Here is a 16052-nt window from a genome sequence, read left to right as displayed (position 1 = left end):
GGCTCAGGGTGCCGGCACCCGGGCCAGCAGCTCCTGCACCAAGCGCTCGCCATCCCAGCCCTCGGCGGTGGCTTCATAGCTGGGCAGCACGCGATGGCGCAGCACGTCGGCGGCGACCGCACGCACGTCGTCGGGCGTGACGAAATCACGACCGGCCAGCCAGGCGCGCGCACGGGCACAGCGCTCCAGTGCGATGGAGCCGCGCGGGCTTGCCCCCCAGGCGATGCGGCGGCCCAGGCCGGCGTCGTAGCGCGAGGGGTCGCGCGACGCCAGCACCAGCTCGATCAGGTAGCGCTCCAAGGCCGGTGCCATGTGCAGGTCCAGCACTTCACGGCGGGCATCGAACACGTCCTGCATCGGCATCTTGTCCGGCGCCGGCGCGGCCTCGCCCAATGCACCACGGGCACGCTCACGGGCCAGCCGCAGGATTTCCGATTCGGCCGCCTGGTCCGGGTAGCCGATGCGCACATGCATCAGGAAGCGGTCCAGCTGCGCTTCCGGCAGCGGGAACGTGCCTTCCTGTTCGATCGGATTCTGCGTGGCCATCACCAGGAACAGCGGCGGCAGCGCATAGGTATGGCGGCCAACCGTGACCTGGCGCTCGCCCATGGCTTCCAGCAGCGCCGACTGCACCTTGGCCGGCGCGCGGTTGATCTCGTCGGCGAGCAGGATCGGGTGGAAGATCGGGCCAGGCACGAACTCGAACCGGCCTTCCTGCGGGCGCCAGATCTCGGTGCCGGTGAGGTCGGCCGGCAGCAGGTCGGGGGTGAACTGCACGCGGGCAAAGTCCGCTTCCAGGCGCGAAGCCAGCGCACGGATCGCCGTGGTCTTGGCCAGGCCCGGCGCCCCCTCCACCAGCAGATGGCCGTCGGCCAGCAGCGCGATCAGCAGGCGTTCGACCAGTGCCGCCTGGCCGACGATCTCGGCCGACAGCGCGTCGCGCAGTCCGGTGAATGCCGCATGCAGGCGGGAGATGGCCGGCGCGGGCGGCGGCGAGATGGTTTCGGGCATCGGCGGTGGCAGGTTCATGGGGGCCTTTGACCGGCGCAGGACGGCACGGGTTCCCGACATCATCGCAGGGTGCCTTGCGATTGGCATCAAGAACGGCTGAACGGCGCATCCGCGCACGGCGTGGATCTACTGGCGACAACGAGGAAGGGCCGCACAGGGCGGCCCTTCTTCGAAGACTTCGGAGCGATGGCTCAGTTCTGCTTGGCCACGCGCAGCACCTTCGGGGTGACGAACACCAGCAGCTCGGCCTTGTCCTTGCTGCGGCCGCGCTTCTTGAACAGGTTGCCCAGGAACGGCACGTCGCCCAGGAACGGAACCTTGCTGATGCTGCTGCGATCGGTGAATTCGTAGACGCCGCCGATGACCACGGTCTGCCCATCCTCGACCAGCACCGCGGTGTTGACTTCGCGGCGGTTGATCGACGGCACGGTGCCGTAGCCTTCCAGCTGGATCAGCTGGTCGACTTCGTCCTTCTTCACCTGCATGTTGAGGAACACGCGGTTGTCGTTGGTGATGGTCGGAGTGACCTTCAGTTCCAGCACCACTTCCTTGAACTGGACGTTCGGGGTCGCCACGCCACCAGCGCCACCACCGCTGATGGTGACGTAGCCGATTTCCTTGCCCTGCTTGATCAGCGCCTCGCGCTGGTTGGTGGTGACCACGCGCGGGTTGGAGATCACTTCGCCCCGGGACTCTTCCTGCATGGCCGACAGTTCCACGTCCAGCAGGTAGCCGGCATTGAGGATGGACAGCGCCAGCGAACCCGGGTTGCTGGCCGCGGCAACCGGCAGGCTCCAGTTCAAACCACGCGTGATGGTCGAGCCCACCGGTACGGGCGGCGGGCCGACGCGGCCACCTGCGATCCAGTCACGTTCGGCCTTGGCGTTGTCCTGCGCGGACTTGACCTGCGATTCCCGGGTCAAGCGGTTGGCTTCGAGATTGCCACTGAAGTACACATTGTCACGGCTGCCGCTGACACCGAACTTCGCGCCCAGTTCGCGGGCGAAGGTATCGGTGGCGATGACGATGCGGCTTTCGATCAGCACCTGGTCGACCGGGCGGTCGATCACGTTGATCAGCTCGCGCATGCGCGCGATCTTCTTCGGGATGTCGCTGATCATCAGCGTGTTGGTGCGCTCGTCGGCCACGATGCGGCCGCGCGAGGACAGGAAGCCACTGTCTTCCTGCGAAGAGCTGCCCGAACCACCGCCGCTGCCACCGCCACCGCTGCCGCCGATGCCCTTGGCCTCGGTCAGCGCTTTGAAGATCTGCGTGGCGCTGTGGTAGTTGATCTGGATGTAGTCGGTCTGCAGGTCTTCGCGGTTCTCGATGGCGATGCGCGCGTCTTCCTTCTCCTGCTCGAACTTGGCCAGTTCAGCCTGCGGCGCCACCCAGATCACGCTGCCATCGCGACGCTTGTCCAGGCCCTTCGCGCGCAGGACGATGTCCAGCGCCTGGTCCCACGGCACATTGACCAGGCGCAGGGTCACATTGCCCTGCACCGAGTCGGACGCAACCACGTTCAGGTTGGACTCCTCGGCGATCAACTGCAGCACGGTGCGCACCGGCACGTCCTGGAAGTTGAAGGTCACCGGCTTGCCGGTGAAACCACGCTGGCCGACGGCCTTGGCCGCCTGGGTGACGCTGCCGGCGGTGACCGCGCCGACGGCGGTCGGGGCCTGCCGCGGGCTGATCTCGACCACGTACTCATTGCCGCTCTGGTAGGCCAGCGACTCCACGGCACCCCCGGTGCTCAGCACCAGCTGGGTACCGGCACCGGACGGCTTGGCGTCGATGCGCTGTACCGGCGTGGCGAAGTCGGTGACGTTCATCGGCTTCTGCAGGTTGGCCGGCAGTCGGGCATTGCCGACGTCGACCACGACGCTGTTGCCCTGCGTGCGCAGGTCAGGGATCGCGCCCTGCCCGTCGAACTGCACGATCAGGCGCCCGGCGCCGTCATCGCCACGCTTGAAATCGATCTTGGCCACCGACAGGCCTGCCGGCGCAGCGGCCGGTGCCACGGTGGCGTCCACCGGCTTTTCCGCCGGTGCGGCAGCCAGCGCCGGAGCGCAGGCCAGCATCAGCGCGACTCCCAGCGCGCTGACACGGTTCAAGGTAGAGCGCCGGATGGGACGCAGCCCCTTGGCTTGGTGAAAGGTCATCGTGCTATCCCCAGTAAACGATCATTGATCTTCAAGCGAGAGCGTTGCCGGCCGTTCCAGCCAGCCACCCGCGCCATCCGGCACCAGTTCGATCAGCTCCACGCGGTCTTCGAAGACCGCCGTGACCCGCCCGTCGCTCTGCCCCAGGTAACCGCCCGGGCGAACCCGGTAGGTGACCTTGTCCGGCCCCATCACCAGCGCCACGGTGCCTGCACCAGTACCGATGGTGCCGACCATGTCCAGCGCATCCAGCGGGAAGCCTTCCAGCGGCTCCTTGCGCCGGTTCGGGTCCGGTCGCAATCCGCCGTTCCCCTGCTGCGGATTGGTCCAGGCATCGGTGAACGGATCGCGCATGCCTTGCGCGGAATATTCGAAGGTCTCGAACTGCTGCATCACCGGCAGCGGCTCCAGCGGTTGCGCCGGTCGCGCACGCTCGCCTTCCACCCACTTTTCAAGGTTCGGTGCGTCGCCGGGCGTGCTGGTCACGCCACGGCCGCAACCGGCCAGCAGCAGTACAGCCAGCACCATCGCACCACGTACGGTCTGCGCGCGCATCACTTCTTGCCCTCCTTGCCAGCGTCAGCCGCCTGCTGCGCCTGCACTTCGGTCTCGTCCAGGTAACGGTAGGTCTTGACCGTACCGGACAGTTCCAGTGCACCGCTGCGGACGTTGCCGCCGGTCTTTTCCTTGGGCTTGAGGTTGATGTCATGCATGGTCAGGATCACTACCCGCGGCAACGAGGCCACGCCACTGACGAATGCGCCGAACTGGTGGTAACTGCCGACCATGCGCAGTTTGATCGGCTTCTCGGCGTAGAACTCCTTGATCTGCTCCTGCTCCGGTTCGAACAGCTCGTTGGTCAGGCCGCTGGACAGCGCGGTCTGCGAGATGTCGATGATCAGGTCGGGCATTTCGGTCTTGCTCGGCAGCTGCCGCAGCATCTGCTGCAGCACCTGCTCCATCTGCGCCAGCTGCTGCTTCAGCGGCTCCAGGTTCACCGCGCGTTCCTGCTGCTTGGTGAACTCGGTGCGCAGCTCGACTTCCTTCGATTCCAGGCCGGCCAGCTCCTCGCGCTTGCCGCTGATCAGCAGCATCCACGCCACGAACATGATGACCAGTGCCAGCAACGAGCAGAAGACGATCTTGGCCTTCTGCGGCCAGTTGCCGATGTCGTTGAAATCCAGGTTCTTGATGTCGATCTTCTGGCTCATGCGCGATCCCCCTGCAGCAGCGCATTGAAGGCCTGCGGCGGCTGCGCCAGGCGGCTGCCCTCAGGCTTCGGGGCAGGTGCCGGGGCCGGCGCGGCCGGTTGGTTCGGCTTGGCCGGAGCAGCCGGAGCGGCCGACGGTGCAGCAGCAGGTGTGGCAGGTGCCGGCGGCTGCCCAGCTGCCGGAGCCGCAGGCGTCGCGGCATCCGGACCTGCGGCCAACGGAGCCACCGGTGCCGGCGCCGACGTCGCCACCGAGCCATCGGCGTTCAGGCCCGGCGTCGCCGAGACCTCTTCGCTCTGTGCCGGCAGTTTCACCTTGACCACGAACACATAGGGCAGCGCCTTGATGTCTGCCAGCGGACCGACCTTGCCATCCTTGTCCTTCTCCGGGTCACGCGCTTCGATGATCGACAGCTCCGGATTGGTCATCCAGCCGGAGGTCTCCAGGTTGCGCATGTAGGCCGAAACGCGGGCATTGGACTGGGTGCGTCCTTCCAGCGTCAGCACATCCCCTTCCTGCTTCAGTGCGGTCAGCACCACGCCGTCGGGGATGGTGCGCACCAGTGCGTCGAACAGGTGGACCATCTGCGAGCGCTTGGCCTGCAGTTCCTCGATCACCTTCTTGCGGGCCAGCAGCCGTTCCTTCTGCGCGTCGAGGCGATCGATCTCCTTGTTCTGTTCCTTGACCTTCTCGATCTCGGCTTCCAGATAGGCGTTGCGGTCCATCTGGCCGCTCACCTGGCGGTCGTAATAGAACCAGATCATCAGCGACAACAGCAGGCCACCGACAGCGGCCATGCCCAGCATTGCGTAGAACTCGCGCTGGCGTTGCTTGCGCCGCTCGGCGCGCCAGGGCAATAGATTGATGCGTGCCATCAGTCGAAGCTCCTCAGCGCCAGACCGGTCGCGATCATCAGCGCGGGGGCATCCTGGGCCAACGCATGCGCGTTCACCTTCGGCCCCAGGGTCATCTGCGCCAGCGGGTTGGCGACCACGGTCGGCACGCCCAGCTGCTCCTCGACCATCTCCGGCAGGCCACCGAGCACGGCGCAGCCGCCGGCCAGCACGATGTGATCGACGCGGTTGAATTCGCTGCCCGCATAGAAGAACTGCAGCAGGCGGCTGATCTGCTGGACCGTGGCTTCCTTGAACGGCTCCAGCACTTCCATTTCGTAGCTTTCCGGCAGGCCACCCTGGCGCTTGGCCAGCCCGGCTTCCTCGTAGCTCAGGCCATAGCGGCGCATGATCTCGTCGGTCAGCTGCTTGCCACCGAACACCTGCTCGCGGCTGTAAAGGCTACGGCCGCCGCGCAGGACATTGAGGGTGGTCATGGTGGCGCCGATGTCGACCAGCGCAACCACGCCGTCGATGGACACCGGCAGCTCGCTGGCGACCAGGGCGTAGGCGTTCTCGACCGCAAAGGCCTCCACGTCCATCACCTTGGCCTGCAGGCCACCGAGCTCCAGTGCGGACTGGCGCAGCTCGACATTCTCCGAACGCGACGCGGCCAGCAGGACCTGGACCATCTCCGGGTTGTTCGGGATCGACCCGATCACCTCGAAGTCCAGGTTCACTTCCTCGATCGGATACGGAATGTAATTGACCGCTTCCAGCTCGATCTGCGCTTCCATGTCGTTTTCGTCGAGATCGGCCGGCATCGGGATCACCTTGGTGATCACCGCCGACCCCGCGACGGCGGCAGCGGCCAACTTGGCCTTGCTGCCTGAACGGTTCATCGCCCGGCGGATGGCCTCACCGACGGCCTCCACTTCAACGATGTTCTTCTCCACCACCGCATTCGGTGGAAGAGGTTCCACAGCGTAATGTTCCACGCGGAAACGATTGCCGCTGCGGGACAGCTGCAAAAGCTTTACCGCAGTCGAACTGATGTCGACGCCTACAAGCGGCGACTGACTTTTTGGGATGAGCCCCACGGTTTCTCCCCTGCCGACGGGCACTTGGACGCAAGACCTGCGTCCGAGCATTAATAACGTATTCTTAGCAAATGGCAACGGCCCTGCTGTGAAATCCCTCACGGATTCACCACGCAGCCCCTGACTGTTCCCCTTGCGCTCCCCGGTGCCGACCCCAGCCGCCACCTTGCGTAATCTATACTCTGCGACCACGAAATTCGCAATCGGAATCTGAACCCGATGACTCGACTCCGCCGCTGGCTGCGCTGGATCTTCCTGATTGTCCTGGTCCTGGCGCTGATCGGCGCGGCCGCCGTGGGCGGTCTGTACTATGCCGTTTCCTCCAAGCTTCCCGACGTGCAGACCCTGCGCGACGTGGAAATGCAGGAGCCGATGTACGTCTACGCTGCCGATGGCAAGCTGATGGCGGTGTTCGGCGAGACCCGGCGCACCCCGGTCACCATGAAGGACGTGCCCGAGCGGCTGAAGCAGGCCTTCCTGGCCACCGAGGACGCCCGCTTCTACGAGCATGGCGGCGTGGACTACATGGGCATCGGCCGTGCGGTCTGGCTGCTGGCCACCACCAACGACAAGCGCGTGCCGGGTGGCTCCACCATCACCCAGCAGGTCGCCCGCCAGTTCTTCCTCAGCTCCGAGTACAGCTATACCCGCAAGCTGGCCGAGATCCTGCTGGCGCGGAAGATCGAGTCCGAGCTGAGCAAGGACGAGATCTTCGAGCTGTACCTGAACAAGAGTTTCTTCGGCAACCGCGCCTACGGCGTGGCCGCCGCCGCCGAGTTCTACTACGGCAAGACGCTGAACGAGCTGGACCTGGACGAGATGGCCTCGCTGGCCGGCATCCCCAAGTTCCCGTCCTCGGGCAACCCGATCTCCAACCCGGAACGTGCCCGCCAGCGCCGCGACAACTACGTGCTGCAGCGCATGGCCGACCTGAAGTTCGTCAGCCAGGCGGAGGCCGACGCGGCCAAGGCCGTGCCGATGCACGCCACCGCGCATGAGCCGCCGGTACAGGTCGATGCGCCCTACGTGGCCGAGCTGGTGCGCCAGGAAATGATCGCCCGCTTCGGCGGCGACGTGGTCAACAAGGGTTACCACGTCACCACCACGATCGATTCCACCCTGCAGACTGCGGCCAACCTGGCCGTGCGTGATGGCCTGCTGCTGTACGACCACCGCCACGGTTGGCACGGCGTGGAGAAGCAGGTGCAGCTGGGCGCCGGCGACGATGCCGCCGCCCTGGCCGAGCACCTGCGCGGCATGTACGGCCAGGCCGGCCTGCTGCCGGCAATCGTCGCCAGCACCGCTGCCGATGGCAGCGCCACGGTGGTGCTGGCCAACCGCACCGAGATCGTGCTGCCGGCCGGTGCCGCCAAGTGGACCAACAAGACCCCGGGCAAGCTGGTGCAGCGCGGCGACATCGTGCGCGTGCGCGCCGGGGCCAAGGAGGGCGAGTGGCTGCTGGACCAGATCCCGCGCGGCCAGTCCGCGCTGGTCTCGCTGGATGCCCACAGCGGTGCGCTGAAGGCGCTGGTCGGTGGCTTCAGCTTCTCCGGCAACAAGTTCAACCGCGCCACCCAGGCCCGCCGCCAGCCGGGTTCCAGCTTCAAGCCGTTCATCTATGCCGCAGCGTTCGACAAGGGCTACAACCCGGCCTCGATTGTGCTCGACGCGCCGGTCGTGTTCCGCGACCGCCGCGGCAAGACCTGGGCCCCGCAGAACGACGGCGGCGGCTTCCGCGGCCCGATGCGCCTGCGTGAAGCGCTGGTGCAGTCGCGCAACCTGGTCTCGGTGCGCCTGCTCGATGGCATGGGCGTGGACTATGCGCGCAAGTACATCAGCGAATTTGGCTTCGCCGAATCGGAGCTTCCGCCGAACCTGTCGATGTCGCTGGGTACTGCCTCGCTGACCCCGCTGTCGGTGGCGCGTGGCTACGCGGTGTTCGCCAATGGCGGCTCGCGCGTGGATACCTGGCTGATCGACCAGGTCAATGACCGCGACGGCAACCTGGTGTTCAAGGAAAACCCGGCACTGGCCTGCCGCGACTGTGCGGGCAGCAGCGATCAGCCGGTCAACCAGGTGGTGGATGGCTTCAACTTCGGCGCCCCGGCCCCGAAGGTGGACCCGGCCGCTGCGGCCAAGGCCGAAGCCAAGACCGAAACTGCCGCCGCTCCGGCCAATCCGGACGCCCGCACTGCCCCGCGCGCGATCGACGCCCGTACCGCCTACCAGCTGGTGTCGATGATGCGCGACGTGGTCCAGCGCGGTACCGGTGTGCAGGCCAAGGTGCTCGGCCGCGAGGACGTGGGCGGCAAGACCGGCTCCACCAACGACCATCGTGACGCCTGGTTCTCCGGCTTCGGCGGCCCGTACGTGACCACCGTGTGGGTGGGCCGCGACGACTTCCGCTCGCTGGGTTACCGCGAATACGGTGGCAAGGCGGCGCTGCCGATCTGGATCGACTACATGCGCACCGCGCTGAAGGACACCCCGATCGCGCAGAACGAGCCGCCCAGCGGCATGGTCCAGGCCACCCTCAACGGCGCAACCGAGTGGGTGAAGGTGGAAGACATGGACCGCCTGACCGACTACGACCTGAACCTCAATACGCCGCAGGCCGACGCCGCCGCGTTCGATATCTTCTGAGGAAGGGTCAGGTGGGTGCCAACCGTGGGTTGGCACCGACGCGCCTGTAGAGCCGAGCCCGTGCTCGGCTCAGGGCGTGCGGTAGAGCAGCCGAGCATGGGCTCGGCTCTACACCATCAACGGCATCCGCGTGCTCGTCTCGGTGAAATACCCACGCGGATGTCACATCCGTGCGCTAGTCTGTAGCCAGGTCGCAACAGGAGTTATCGCATGCACCGCGCCCGTCAGCATGCTGCCAGCCAGACCCGCGAGCGGCGCCACCGCCTCGCCCACGAAGCCGCCCGCCTGATGGCTGAAGGCGGCATCCGCGACTACCACCAGGCCAAGTTGAAGGCTGCCAGCCGGCTTGGCATCCACGACGATGCCTCCCTGCCGCGCAACACCGAGATCGAAGACGCCCTGCGCGAATACCAGCGGCTGTTCGCCGGGCCCCAGCACGGCAACGAACTGCAGCGCCGCCGCGAGGCCGCGATGCGCGCGCTGGAGTTCCTGCACGGCTTCGCCCCACGGCTGGCCGGCCCGGTGCTGGAAGGTACCGCCGATGCCAACAGCCCGGTGCAGCTGCACCTGCACAGCGACGACCCGGAAGCCGTACATCGTTTCCTGGACGAACACGGCATTCCCGCCGAGTCGCGGACGCGCCGGCTGCGCATGGACCGCGAGCGCAGCCTGGATGTGCCAGTGTGGGTGTTCAGTGCCGAGGAGCTGACCTTCGACCTGGCCGTACTGCCGTACGATGCACTGCGCCAGGCGCCGCTGTCCCCGGTGGATGAGAAGCCGATGCGGCGCGCGTCTGTCGCACAGTTGCGGCAGCTGCTGGCCGAAGCGGAGATCACCGCGTACATCGGCGGGTGACGGTTCCGCAGGTTCTGGTAGGTGCGGACCGTTGGTCCGCACTGTGCATCAGGCATCCGGATAGCTGACCGAAGAGCAGCCGAGCATGGCTCGGCTCTACAGAAGGTGCGTTGCCCTACCAGACATCATGGTGCTGCTCCTCCGTCTCATCGCCAAGCAGGCGCATCAACCAGGGAGCTCCCACGCGCTGCGGGTACGCCATCATCATCCGCGCGTGCATGTTCTGCAGATCGCCCAGCAACCAGGTCTGGTTGTAGACATCGCCGAACGGGTCCGACCACGCCGTCTGTATCCGCACGCGCTCACCGCCGTTGAGGTTGGGCATCCTGTCCAACGGGATCTCCAGTACCGGCTCCAGTGCCCGGTTGATGGCCGCGTTCTCCGCCTCCGCCGCACGCATGAGCTCCAGCCGATGGCTCACCTGCCAGCACGGGAAAGGGAAGCAGCTTCCCGTCGCATCGATGTACGCCGCCATGTCGGCCAGCATGTGGGCCTTCAGCTGCCACACCATCGCACTGTCCAGCAGCTGCCGCACCCGCAGTGTGCGCAGCGTGCCGGCACGGACATCCTCCGGGGTGGTGAACGGCTCACCCGGGGTTGGGCCGCCATGCCGCACCAGCACGATGCGATGGATCGCCTCCTGGGTGATGTTCTCCACGCGCAGCGCGGCCGCCTCCGGATGCACGCGCGGCGGCGGCACGCTCGATACCCGCCAGGTGTACCAGGCCGCCAAGCCCGTGCCCGCCACGCACAGCAGGGCGAACAGCAGCCAGCGGTCCAGATTGCGGGTGTAGTAGTAATACCGCGCCCGCCACAGATAGAACGTGCGATAGCTGATGAATCGGCTTACCCAACGGTACATGGCCATTTCCTCGGCAAGGGCCCCGGCGCGGCGGGGCGGATTACGCGCGTCACGCCAGGGCTCCATCGCTTACCAGCCGATGCCGACGCCGACGCCCATGCTGCGCTCACCGCTGTTGGTGAACGCGCCATTGAGGCTGAAGGTGGCCGAACCCTTCTCGTTCAGCACGCGCTGGTAGCCCACCGCCATCGCCGATTCACCCTCGCTGTAACCCACGCCCGCACCCAGGCGGTTGTAGGTGGCCAGGCCGGCGGTGTTCATCGCCATCGCGGTCTGTGCGCTGCTCATCGCCGCCATGCGGTTGAAGCGCTTGTCCATCTTGTCCAGGCGGCGCTCGAAATTGCTGATCGCGCCATCGGTGTACTCGTTGGCACGGGCCAGCATCTTTTCCAGGTCGGCGGTATCGACCTGCGGCTTGGGCGTGTCGTCCTGCTTCGACTTCGGTTGCGGCGTCGGCTTGTCACCTTCACCGGTCGAGGCGATCTGCGGCGGACCGCTGGTTTCCGGCGTCGGCGCGGTTTCTTCGGTGGACGGCGAAGGCGTGGACGCCGTCGCCATGGCGCGGGCCTGCGGCTGATCGTCGATGCGCTGCTCCAGCCCATCCATGCGGCCGTTGAGCTGCTGCTGCATCGAATGCAGCTGGCCGCCGTTGACCGCATCGCGGCTGCCGGCCGCGATCAGGCCGTTGGCCACGTTGGAGATGACCATGCCGTTGGCACCGGCCAGGGTGAGCTGGGCGGTACCGTCTGCGCGTACCGAGGGAGTTTCCTGGAACACGGAGCGGAGCTGGGATTCGACCTGGTTCACGCGCGAGGTGGTGCTGACGACTGCGCCGTCGAGCGCTTCCAATGCACCGTTGAGCGTGGATTGGGACTGGCCTTGAACGTTGAAGCTGGGGCCGACGATGTTGCCGTTGGCATCGACTTCGCCGCCGAGGGCGGAGAGCGCGCCGCGCAGCTGGCCGACGGTGGCGGCGTTGTGGTTGGCGGTGCCATTGGCGATGTTTATGAGGCGGCGCCGCGCGGTCGCGTTGCCGAAGGAAGCAACTCCGACTTCTGTTGCCGCAGAGTTGGCGCCCAAAGCCAGAGATCCTGCTGCATCTGAGTCAACTACCGAGCCACTGCCGATCGCAATGCCTCGTGCGGAGTGCACTTGAGATCCAGTGCCGACCGCAAAACCGTAAGGAGCGTCAGCAGAAACGCCCGAGCCACGACCAAGAGCGACAGAGTTAACACCAAGCGCTCTCGCATAGGCCCCCAGTGCCGTCCCCCCCTCACCCTGCGTACGAGCCGAGTCACCAATGGCAACACCCAAGAATCCTGCGAAGGCATCTTCGCTCAGCTGATCCGTGTCAATTTTGAGGAAGCGACCCTGATGCTCGATCTTGGATACCCGATCACTGACGCCGAACAACTGGCGACCGGTGACTACGTCGTGACTATCCGCAGAAACCGAACCATCGGCCACGCCAGTCAAACGCGCACCCCCAAAATCGATCGAGCCGCTCACATCCAATCCACGCATTACCTGCTCGCCCATCTCCCGCTCCTTGCGTATCGCCTCCAGATCATTCCGATTCTGCGAGATCTTCTGCTCGGCGGCGTACAACTGACTGCCGGTTACAGCATCACGGCTTCCCGGCGCAACTCGGCCGTCAGCCAGGTTGGTCAGCACCATGCCATTCACGCCATTCAGCGCGATCTGGTTCATGCCGTCGGCACGGGCGGAAGGTGAGTCCTGGAAGATGGAGCTGAGTTGGCCTTCCACCTTGTCCGTGCGACGGCCTGCGGTGATGACGGCGCCATCGAGTGCCATCAGCGCGTCCTCGACGCTGCTCTGCGTTCCGCCCTGCACCGCGTAGGTCGGAGCGATGATGTTGCCATTGGCATCCATGCCTGCGCCGCCGCCGAGGGTGGCGAGGGAATCCTTAAGCTGAGAGACAGTGGTGGCGTTGTGGTCGGCAGCGCCACGGGCGATGTTTACAAGGCGGCGCTGGATGCCGACACTCCCGAATGACGCAACCCCAACTTCATCAGCTTGGGAACCCATTCCAAGTGCTAGCGAGTTGAGAGCTCCACCTTCAACGCTTGCGCCAGCACCAATCGCCACACCTCCACGTGCACCGCCAGTGTCTCCGCCTACCTGTGCACCGACTCCCAATGCGAACCCATTCTCGGAATCCACAGAGACAGTTGCCGCTCTACCAATTGCGGTGGAGTTCTTCCCCATTGCCTCCGCAAACGTGCCTACCGCAGTTCCTCCCTCCATTCCCGTCTTTGCTGAATTTCCCACCGCAACGCCTGCCACACCTGCTTCGGCGCGTTCACTGAAGGGCGCAGAGCCGATACTCACAAACTGCGCAAGATCCTCAAGATCTGAGACGCGTGAATTGGTTGAATAGAGCTGCCTACCCGACACAGCATCAGCACTGCTGGCACTCAAGATTCCATCTGCCACACCAGTGATCTTCCGATTGGCATTGGCGCTGTTGCGCACATCCAACGTCGTACCGCTGTTCTTCTCACCAAGGCGCACATCGCCAGACGCAGATACCTGCGCCACCAGCCCGCCCAGTGCTGCGGTTTCGACCAACGCCTTGGCTGCATCGGTCTTTGCCACGGCAGCGTCTGCACCCGCAGACCTGGCCACACCCTCCACAGTCGTCACCTTGTCATTGGTGGCGTTGAGCTGCCTGCCGTTGACGGCCTCGTAGCTGCTGGCGCTGACCACGCCATCGGCCACGCCGGTCAGCTTCCGGTTCGCATTCGCGCTATTGCGCACATCCAGTACGGTGCCGCTGTTCTTCTCACCGATGCGGACATCACCGCTAGCTCCGTCCTGGCTGAGCAACCCTTTGAGCGTACCCACTTCGGTCAGCGCGGTATTCGCATTGGCCTTGGCCAAACTGGCGTCACTCAGCGCCGTACTGACGTTGGTGTTTGTTGCGTTGAGCTGCCGGCCGGTCACCGCCTCAGTACTACTGGAGTTCAGTGTCGCGTCGGCCACGTTGATGATCTTGCGTTTGATTGACGTGCTACCCACCGACACCTGGTCTTGTGCGGTAGTCACCGATCCCGAACCCAGCGCGACCGAGCGAAGGTGACCAGCCGCACTGTTCGCGCCCAGCGCCATGGCTCCGACCCCACCGGACGCAGTCGCATTGCGTCCGATCGCCATCAGGTCTTCCTGTACTCCGGTGGTAGCGGTCGTGCCGATGGCGATACTGTTCTTGGACGTGCCGTTGCCCACACTGGCACGATCGCCGAGGGCAATCGCACCATCCGCCTTGGCCTTGGCCGTGCGCCCCACAGCCATCGCCGCCGTGCCGTTGGCCTCAGTGTAGATGCCGGTCGCCAGAGCGCCCGTACCAGTGGCCTGCGCACGCATGGCAACGGTGGGTGTATTGCCATTGGCAAGCAGATAGGAAGCTGTCGTCGACTGTGCCAACGCACTGTCGGCAGCCGCCTTCGCGGCCTTTGCGGTCTGATCCGTGGCATACAGCTGCGAACCGTTCACGGCGTCGGCACTTGCGGCGTTTACGGTGCCAGCCGCAATACCGGCGATCTTCCGGTTCACATTCGCGCTGTTCCGGATATCAAGCGTCGTGCCGCTGTTGCTTGCACCTATGCGAACATTTCCCGAAACGGACGCCTGGTTGAGAAGCCCTTCCCGAATGTTGGCCTTGGCCAGAGCATTGTCCGCATTCGACTTTGCGGTGTTGGCGGTGCTCAGCGCGGTGTTGGCGTTCGAACTGGCGGTGCCAGCCAGGCTCCGAGCAGCGCTGACGTCCTGGTTCGTTTCGTATAGTTGCCCGCCCGTCACGGCATCGGTGCTTCCGTAGGACGTACTACCGCGACCAACGTTGACGATTCTCCGTTTGTTGCTGGAGTTTCCGACCGAAACGACATTATCCTGGTAGGCAGTGGAAGAGTTTCCCAGTGCAACCGAATTACTGGTCAGAGCGTTGGCTCGATACCCCAGCGCCACCCCATCGTATCGAGCCACCGCCTGATTGCCGATTGACACGGCGCCCGTGAACCCGCTCGTCCCGGCACGGGCGTCAGCACCCACTGCAATAGCGCCTACGCCGCCATTGGTGGTGACCTGCGCACCACTTCCCACCGCCACACTGTTGACACCACTTGCCCAGGAATTGTTGCCCAGCGCCGTCGAGCCCAGACCATGCGCACGCGCATTCGAACCCACCGCGGTGTTGTAACCACCGGTCACCTCGACGCGGTAGCCAAAGGCAGTGTTGTGATCGCCGTTGCGCTTGATGCCGTCACCCCAGAGCGTCTCACCTACGGCCAGGAGACCAGCACGGGAAAGATCGTCTGTTGCCTTGAACAATGAGTTCATGCGCACGATGTTCGTCGCAGCAACCTCCGACGAACACTCGGTCTGTTCGGGCTCGCAGTGCGCAGGCTCCATCGCCTGCGCCAGCGGCAGGAAGAAGAAGCAAGCAGCCAATGCAGCGCAGTTTCCCGACAAGCGTGCTCCGCCACCGTGCGGTTTCCCACGCAACGCACTCAACTCACTGCCAACCACCCAGCACTGCTTGGCGGTACTCCAGATACGACGATAGATGTGGTTCATGCTCTCTCCCTTAACAGGACATCGAAAATGAGGCCCCGCGAACAGCGCGGGGCCAGGAACGATCAGGCGCTTGGCGCCAGGGTGGTTACGTGCTCGCGGTAGCCGTCCTTGGACAGGCGGTAATGCAGCTGCAGGGTGTTGCCCGGCTGAGGCTGGAACGGCAGCTTCAGCTCCGCGTCCGGGTACAGGCTTTTGGCAAAGTCGTGGGTCGTACAGGCACCACTGGCACTGCACTCGGCCAGCGCGGTGATGCCGACCCGCAGGGTCCCCACGTTGCGCAGGGTGTCGCCCTGCAGTTGCAGATCCACGCTGCCATTGGCGGGCAACACGTTCACCAGCGCGCCCCAGACCAGGCTGACGCCGACGTTGGCCTGTGCCGCCTGTTCGTCACCCTCAAGCAGGGTCCCGTCCGGTCCCCTGACACCCTCGAAGTAAACGCGGTAGGCCACTTCCTTCTCCACGCTGCGTAGCGGAATCACCCGGATCAGGCGATTGCCTCCGCCACTGAGTGCGAACTTTCCAGGGGTGATGGCGATCGCGGCGTCGGCCGCCTCCATTTCCACCTCTTCCTCGCCAGCCTGGGCGGGATTCGATATGCGCAACAGGCGTGCCTGCACGTACTGCGGCTGGGTGGATTGGGAGTAGACGCGGATCTGCGTACCGCGCTTGCCATCGACGGCGGCGCGCATCGGATGGATCGAGAGGTTGGCATGTACCGGCGGCGCCAGCAGCGCGCTCAACGGCAGCAGACAGAACAGCAGCTTCTTCATGATGAGGGT

Annotated in this window: 11 protein-coding genes; 2 read left to right on the top strand and 9 right to left on the bottom strand. The window is 65.2% G+C overall.

All coding sequences use genetic code 11. The features are described 5' to 3' along the window. Nucleotides 1-3 precede the first annotated feature (3 nt). The 6 genes from AC5P66_RS05605 to AC5P66_RS05580 all read right to left on the bottom strand — a co-directional run bounded on the left by AC5P66_RS05605 (nucleotide 4) and on the right by AC5P66_RS05580 (nucleotide 6317). Nucleotides 4-1029, bottom strand: a complete 1026-nt coding sequence (locus AC5P66_RS05605; protein ID WP_049411374.1) for an AAA family ATPase — start codon at nucleotides 1027-1029, stop codon at nucleotides 4-6. A gap of 173 nt (nucleotides 1030-1202) precedes the next feature. Continuing rightward, nucleotides 1203-3173 carry a type IV pilus secretin PilQ gene (locus AC5P66_RS05600; protein WP_495216122.1) on the bottom strand — a complete coding sequence of 657 codons (1971 nt, stop codon included), beginning with the start codon at nucleotides 3171-3173 and terminating at the stop codon, nucleotides 1203-1205. Between the two features lie 21 nt (nucleotides 3174-3194). Then, on the bottom strand, nucleotides 3195-3728 hold the full coding sequence (locus AC5P66_RS05595; RefSeq protein WP_005418914.1) for a pilus assembly protein PilP: 534 nt from the start codon (nucleotides 3726-3728) through the stop codon (nucleotides 3195-3197). Then, a complete protein-coding gene (locus AC5P66_RS05590) occupies nucleotides 3728-4384 on the bottom strand; it encodes a type IV pilus inner membrane component PilO (protein WP_049411380.1) in 657 nt (218 codons plus the stop codon). The genes AC5P66_RS05595 and AC5P66_RS05590 overlap by 1 nt, the downstream gene beginning before the upstream one ends. Beyond that, complete coding sequence (locus tag AC5P66_RS05585; RefSeq protein ID WP_049411383.1) at nucleotides 4381-5259, bottom strand: PilN domain-containing protein; 879 nt, start codon at nucleotides 5257-5259, stop codon at nucleotides 4381-4383. The genes AC5P66_RS05590 and AC5P66_RS05585 overlap by 4 nt, the downstream gene beginning before the upstream one ends. Continuing rightward, nucleotides 5259-6317 carry a pilus assembly protein PilM gene (locus AC5P66_RS05580; protein ID WP_014038321.1) on the bottom strand — a complete coding sequence of 353 codons (1059 nt, stop codon included), beginning with the start codon at nucleotides 6315-6317 and terminating at the stop codon, nucleotides 5259-5261. Before AC5P66_RS05580 ends, AC5P66_RS05585 begins: the two co-directional genes overlap by 1 nt. Nucleotides 6318-6536: 219 nt before the next feature. Here AC5P66_RS05580 and AC5P66_RS05575 point away from each other — a divergent pair, with 219 nt between their 5' ends. Together AC5P66_RS05575 and AC5P66_RS05570 are read left to right on the top strand one after the other, a co-directional pair. Further along, nucleotides 6537-8960, top strand: coding sequence for a penicillin-binding protein 1A (locus tag AC5P66_RS05575; RefSeq protein ID WP_099494630.1), 2424 nt, complete (start codon nucleotides 6537-6539; stop codon nucleotides 8958-8960). Between the two features lie 210 nt (nucleotides 8961-9170). After that, nucleotides 9171-9815, top strand: coding sequence for a hypothetical protein (locus AC5P66_RS05570; protein WP_049411389.1), 645 nt, complete (start codon nucleotides 9171-9173; stop codon nucleotides 9813-9815). A gap of 115 nt (nucleotides 9816-9930) precedes the next feature. On the opposite strand, the gene AC5P66_RS05565 is transcribed toward AC5P66_RS05570, so the two are convergent. The 3 genes from AC5P66_RS05565 to AC5P66_RS05555 form a co-directional block, all read right to left on the bottom strand. Continuing rightward, nucleotides 9931-10677: a hypothetical protein gene (locus AC5P66_RS05565; protein WP_049411390.1), complete on the bottom strand. Its 747-nt coding sequence runs from the start codon at nucleotides 10675-10677 to the stop codon at nucleotides 9931-9933. Between the two features lie 69 nt (nucleotides 10678-10746). Then, nucleotides 10747-15273 (bottom strand): ESPR-type extended signal peptide-containing protein, encoded by a 4527-nt coding sequence (locus AC5P66_RS05560; protein WP_495216121.1) that lies wholly within the window; start codon nucleotides 15271-15273, stop codon nucleotides 10747-10749. 62 nt (nucleotides 15274-15335) lie between these two features. Next, nucleotides 15336-16043, bottom strand: coding sequence for a pilus assembly protein (locus AC5P66_RS05555; RefSeq protein WP_495216120.1), 708 nt, complete (start codon nucleotides 16041-16043; stop codon nucleotides 15336-15338). Nucleotides 16044-16052: the final 9 nt, after the last annotated feature.

Source organism: Stenotrophomonas sp. YJH_SMC_122 (assembly GCF_059369535.1).
The sequence above is the reverse complement of the archived record's forward strand: the minus strand, read 5'-3'. Positions and strand labels throughout refer to the sequence as shown.

Excerpts from the sequence above, each read along its gene's own strand:
- AC5P66_RS05560 (WP_495216121.1), bottom strand. The coding sequence starts at position 15,273 with ATGAACCACATCTATCGTCGTATCTGGAGTACCGCCAAGCAGTGCTGG.
- AC5P66_RS05595 (WP_005418914.1), bottom strand. The coding sequence starts at position 3,728 with ATGCGCGCGCAGACCGTACGTGGTGCGATGGTGCTGGCTGTACTGCTG.
- AC5P66_RS05565 (WP_049411390.1), bottom strand. The coding sequence starts at position 10,677 with ATGTACCGTTGGGTAAGCCGATTCATCAGCTATCGCACGTTCTATCTG.
- AC5P66_RS05605 (WP_049411374.1), bottom strand. The coding sequence starts at position 1,029 with ATGAACCTGCCACCGCCGATGCCCGAAACCATCTCGCCGCCGCCCGCG.
- AC5P66_RS05585 (WP_049411383.1), bottom strand. The coding sequence starts at position 5,259 with ATGGCACGCATCAATCTATTGCCCTGGCGCGCCGAGCGGCGCAAGCAA.
- AC5P66_RS05600 (WP_495216122.1), bottom strand. The coding sequence starts at position 3,173 with ATGACCTTTCACCAAGCCAAGGGGCTGCGTCCCATCCGGCGCTCTACC.
- AC5P66_RS05570 (WP_049411389.1), top strand. The coding sequence starts at position 9,171 with ATGCACCGCGCCCGTCAGCATGCTGCCAGCCAGACCCGCGAGCGGCGC.
- AC5P66_RS05575 (WP_099494630.1), top strand. The coding sequence starts at position 6,537 with ATGACTCGACTCCGCCGCTGGCTGCGCTGGATCTTCCTGATTGTCCTG.
- AC5P66_RS05590 (WP_049411380.1), bottom strand. The coding sequence starts at position 4,384 with ATGAGCCAGAAGATCGACATCAAGAACCTGGATTTCAACGACATCGGC.
- AC5P66_RS05555 (WP_495216120.1), bottom strand. The coding sequence starts at position 16,043 with ATGAAGAAGCTGCTGTTCTGTCTGCTGCCGTTGAGCGCGCTGCTGGCG.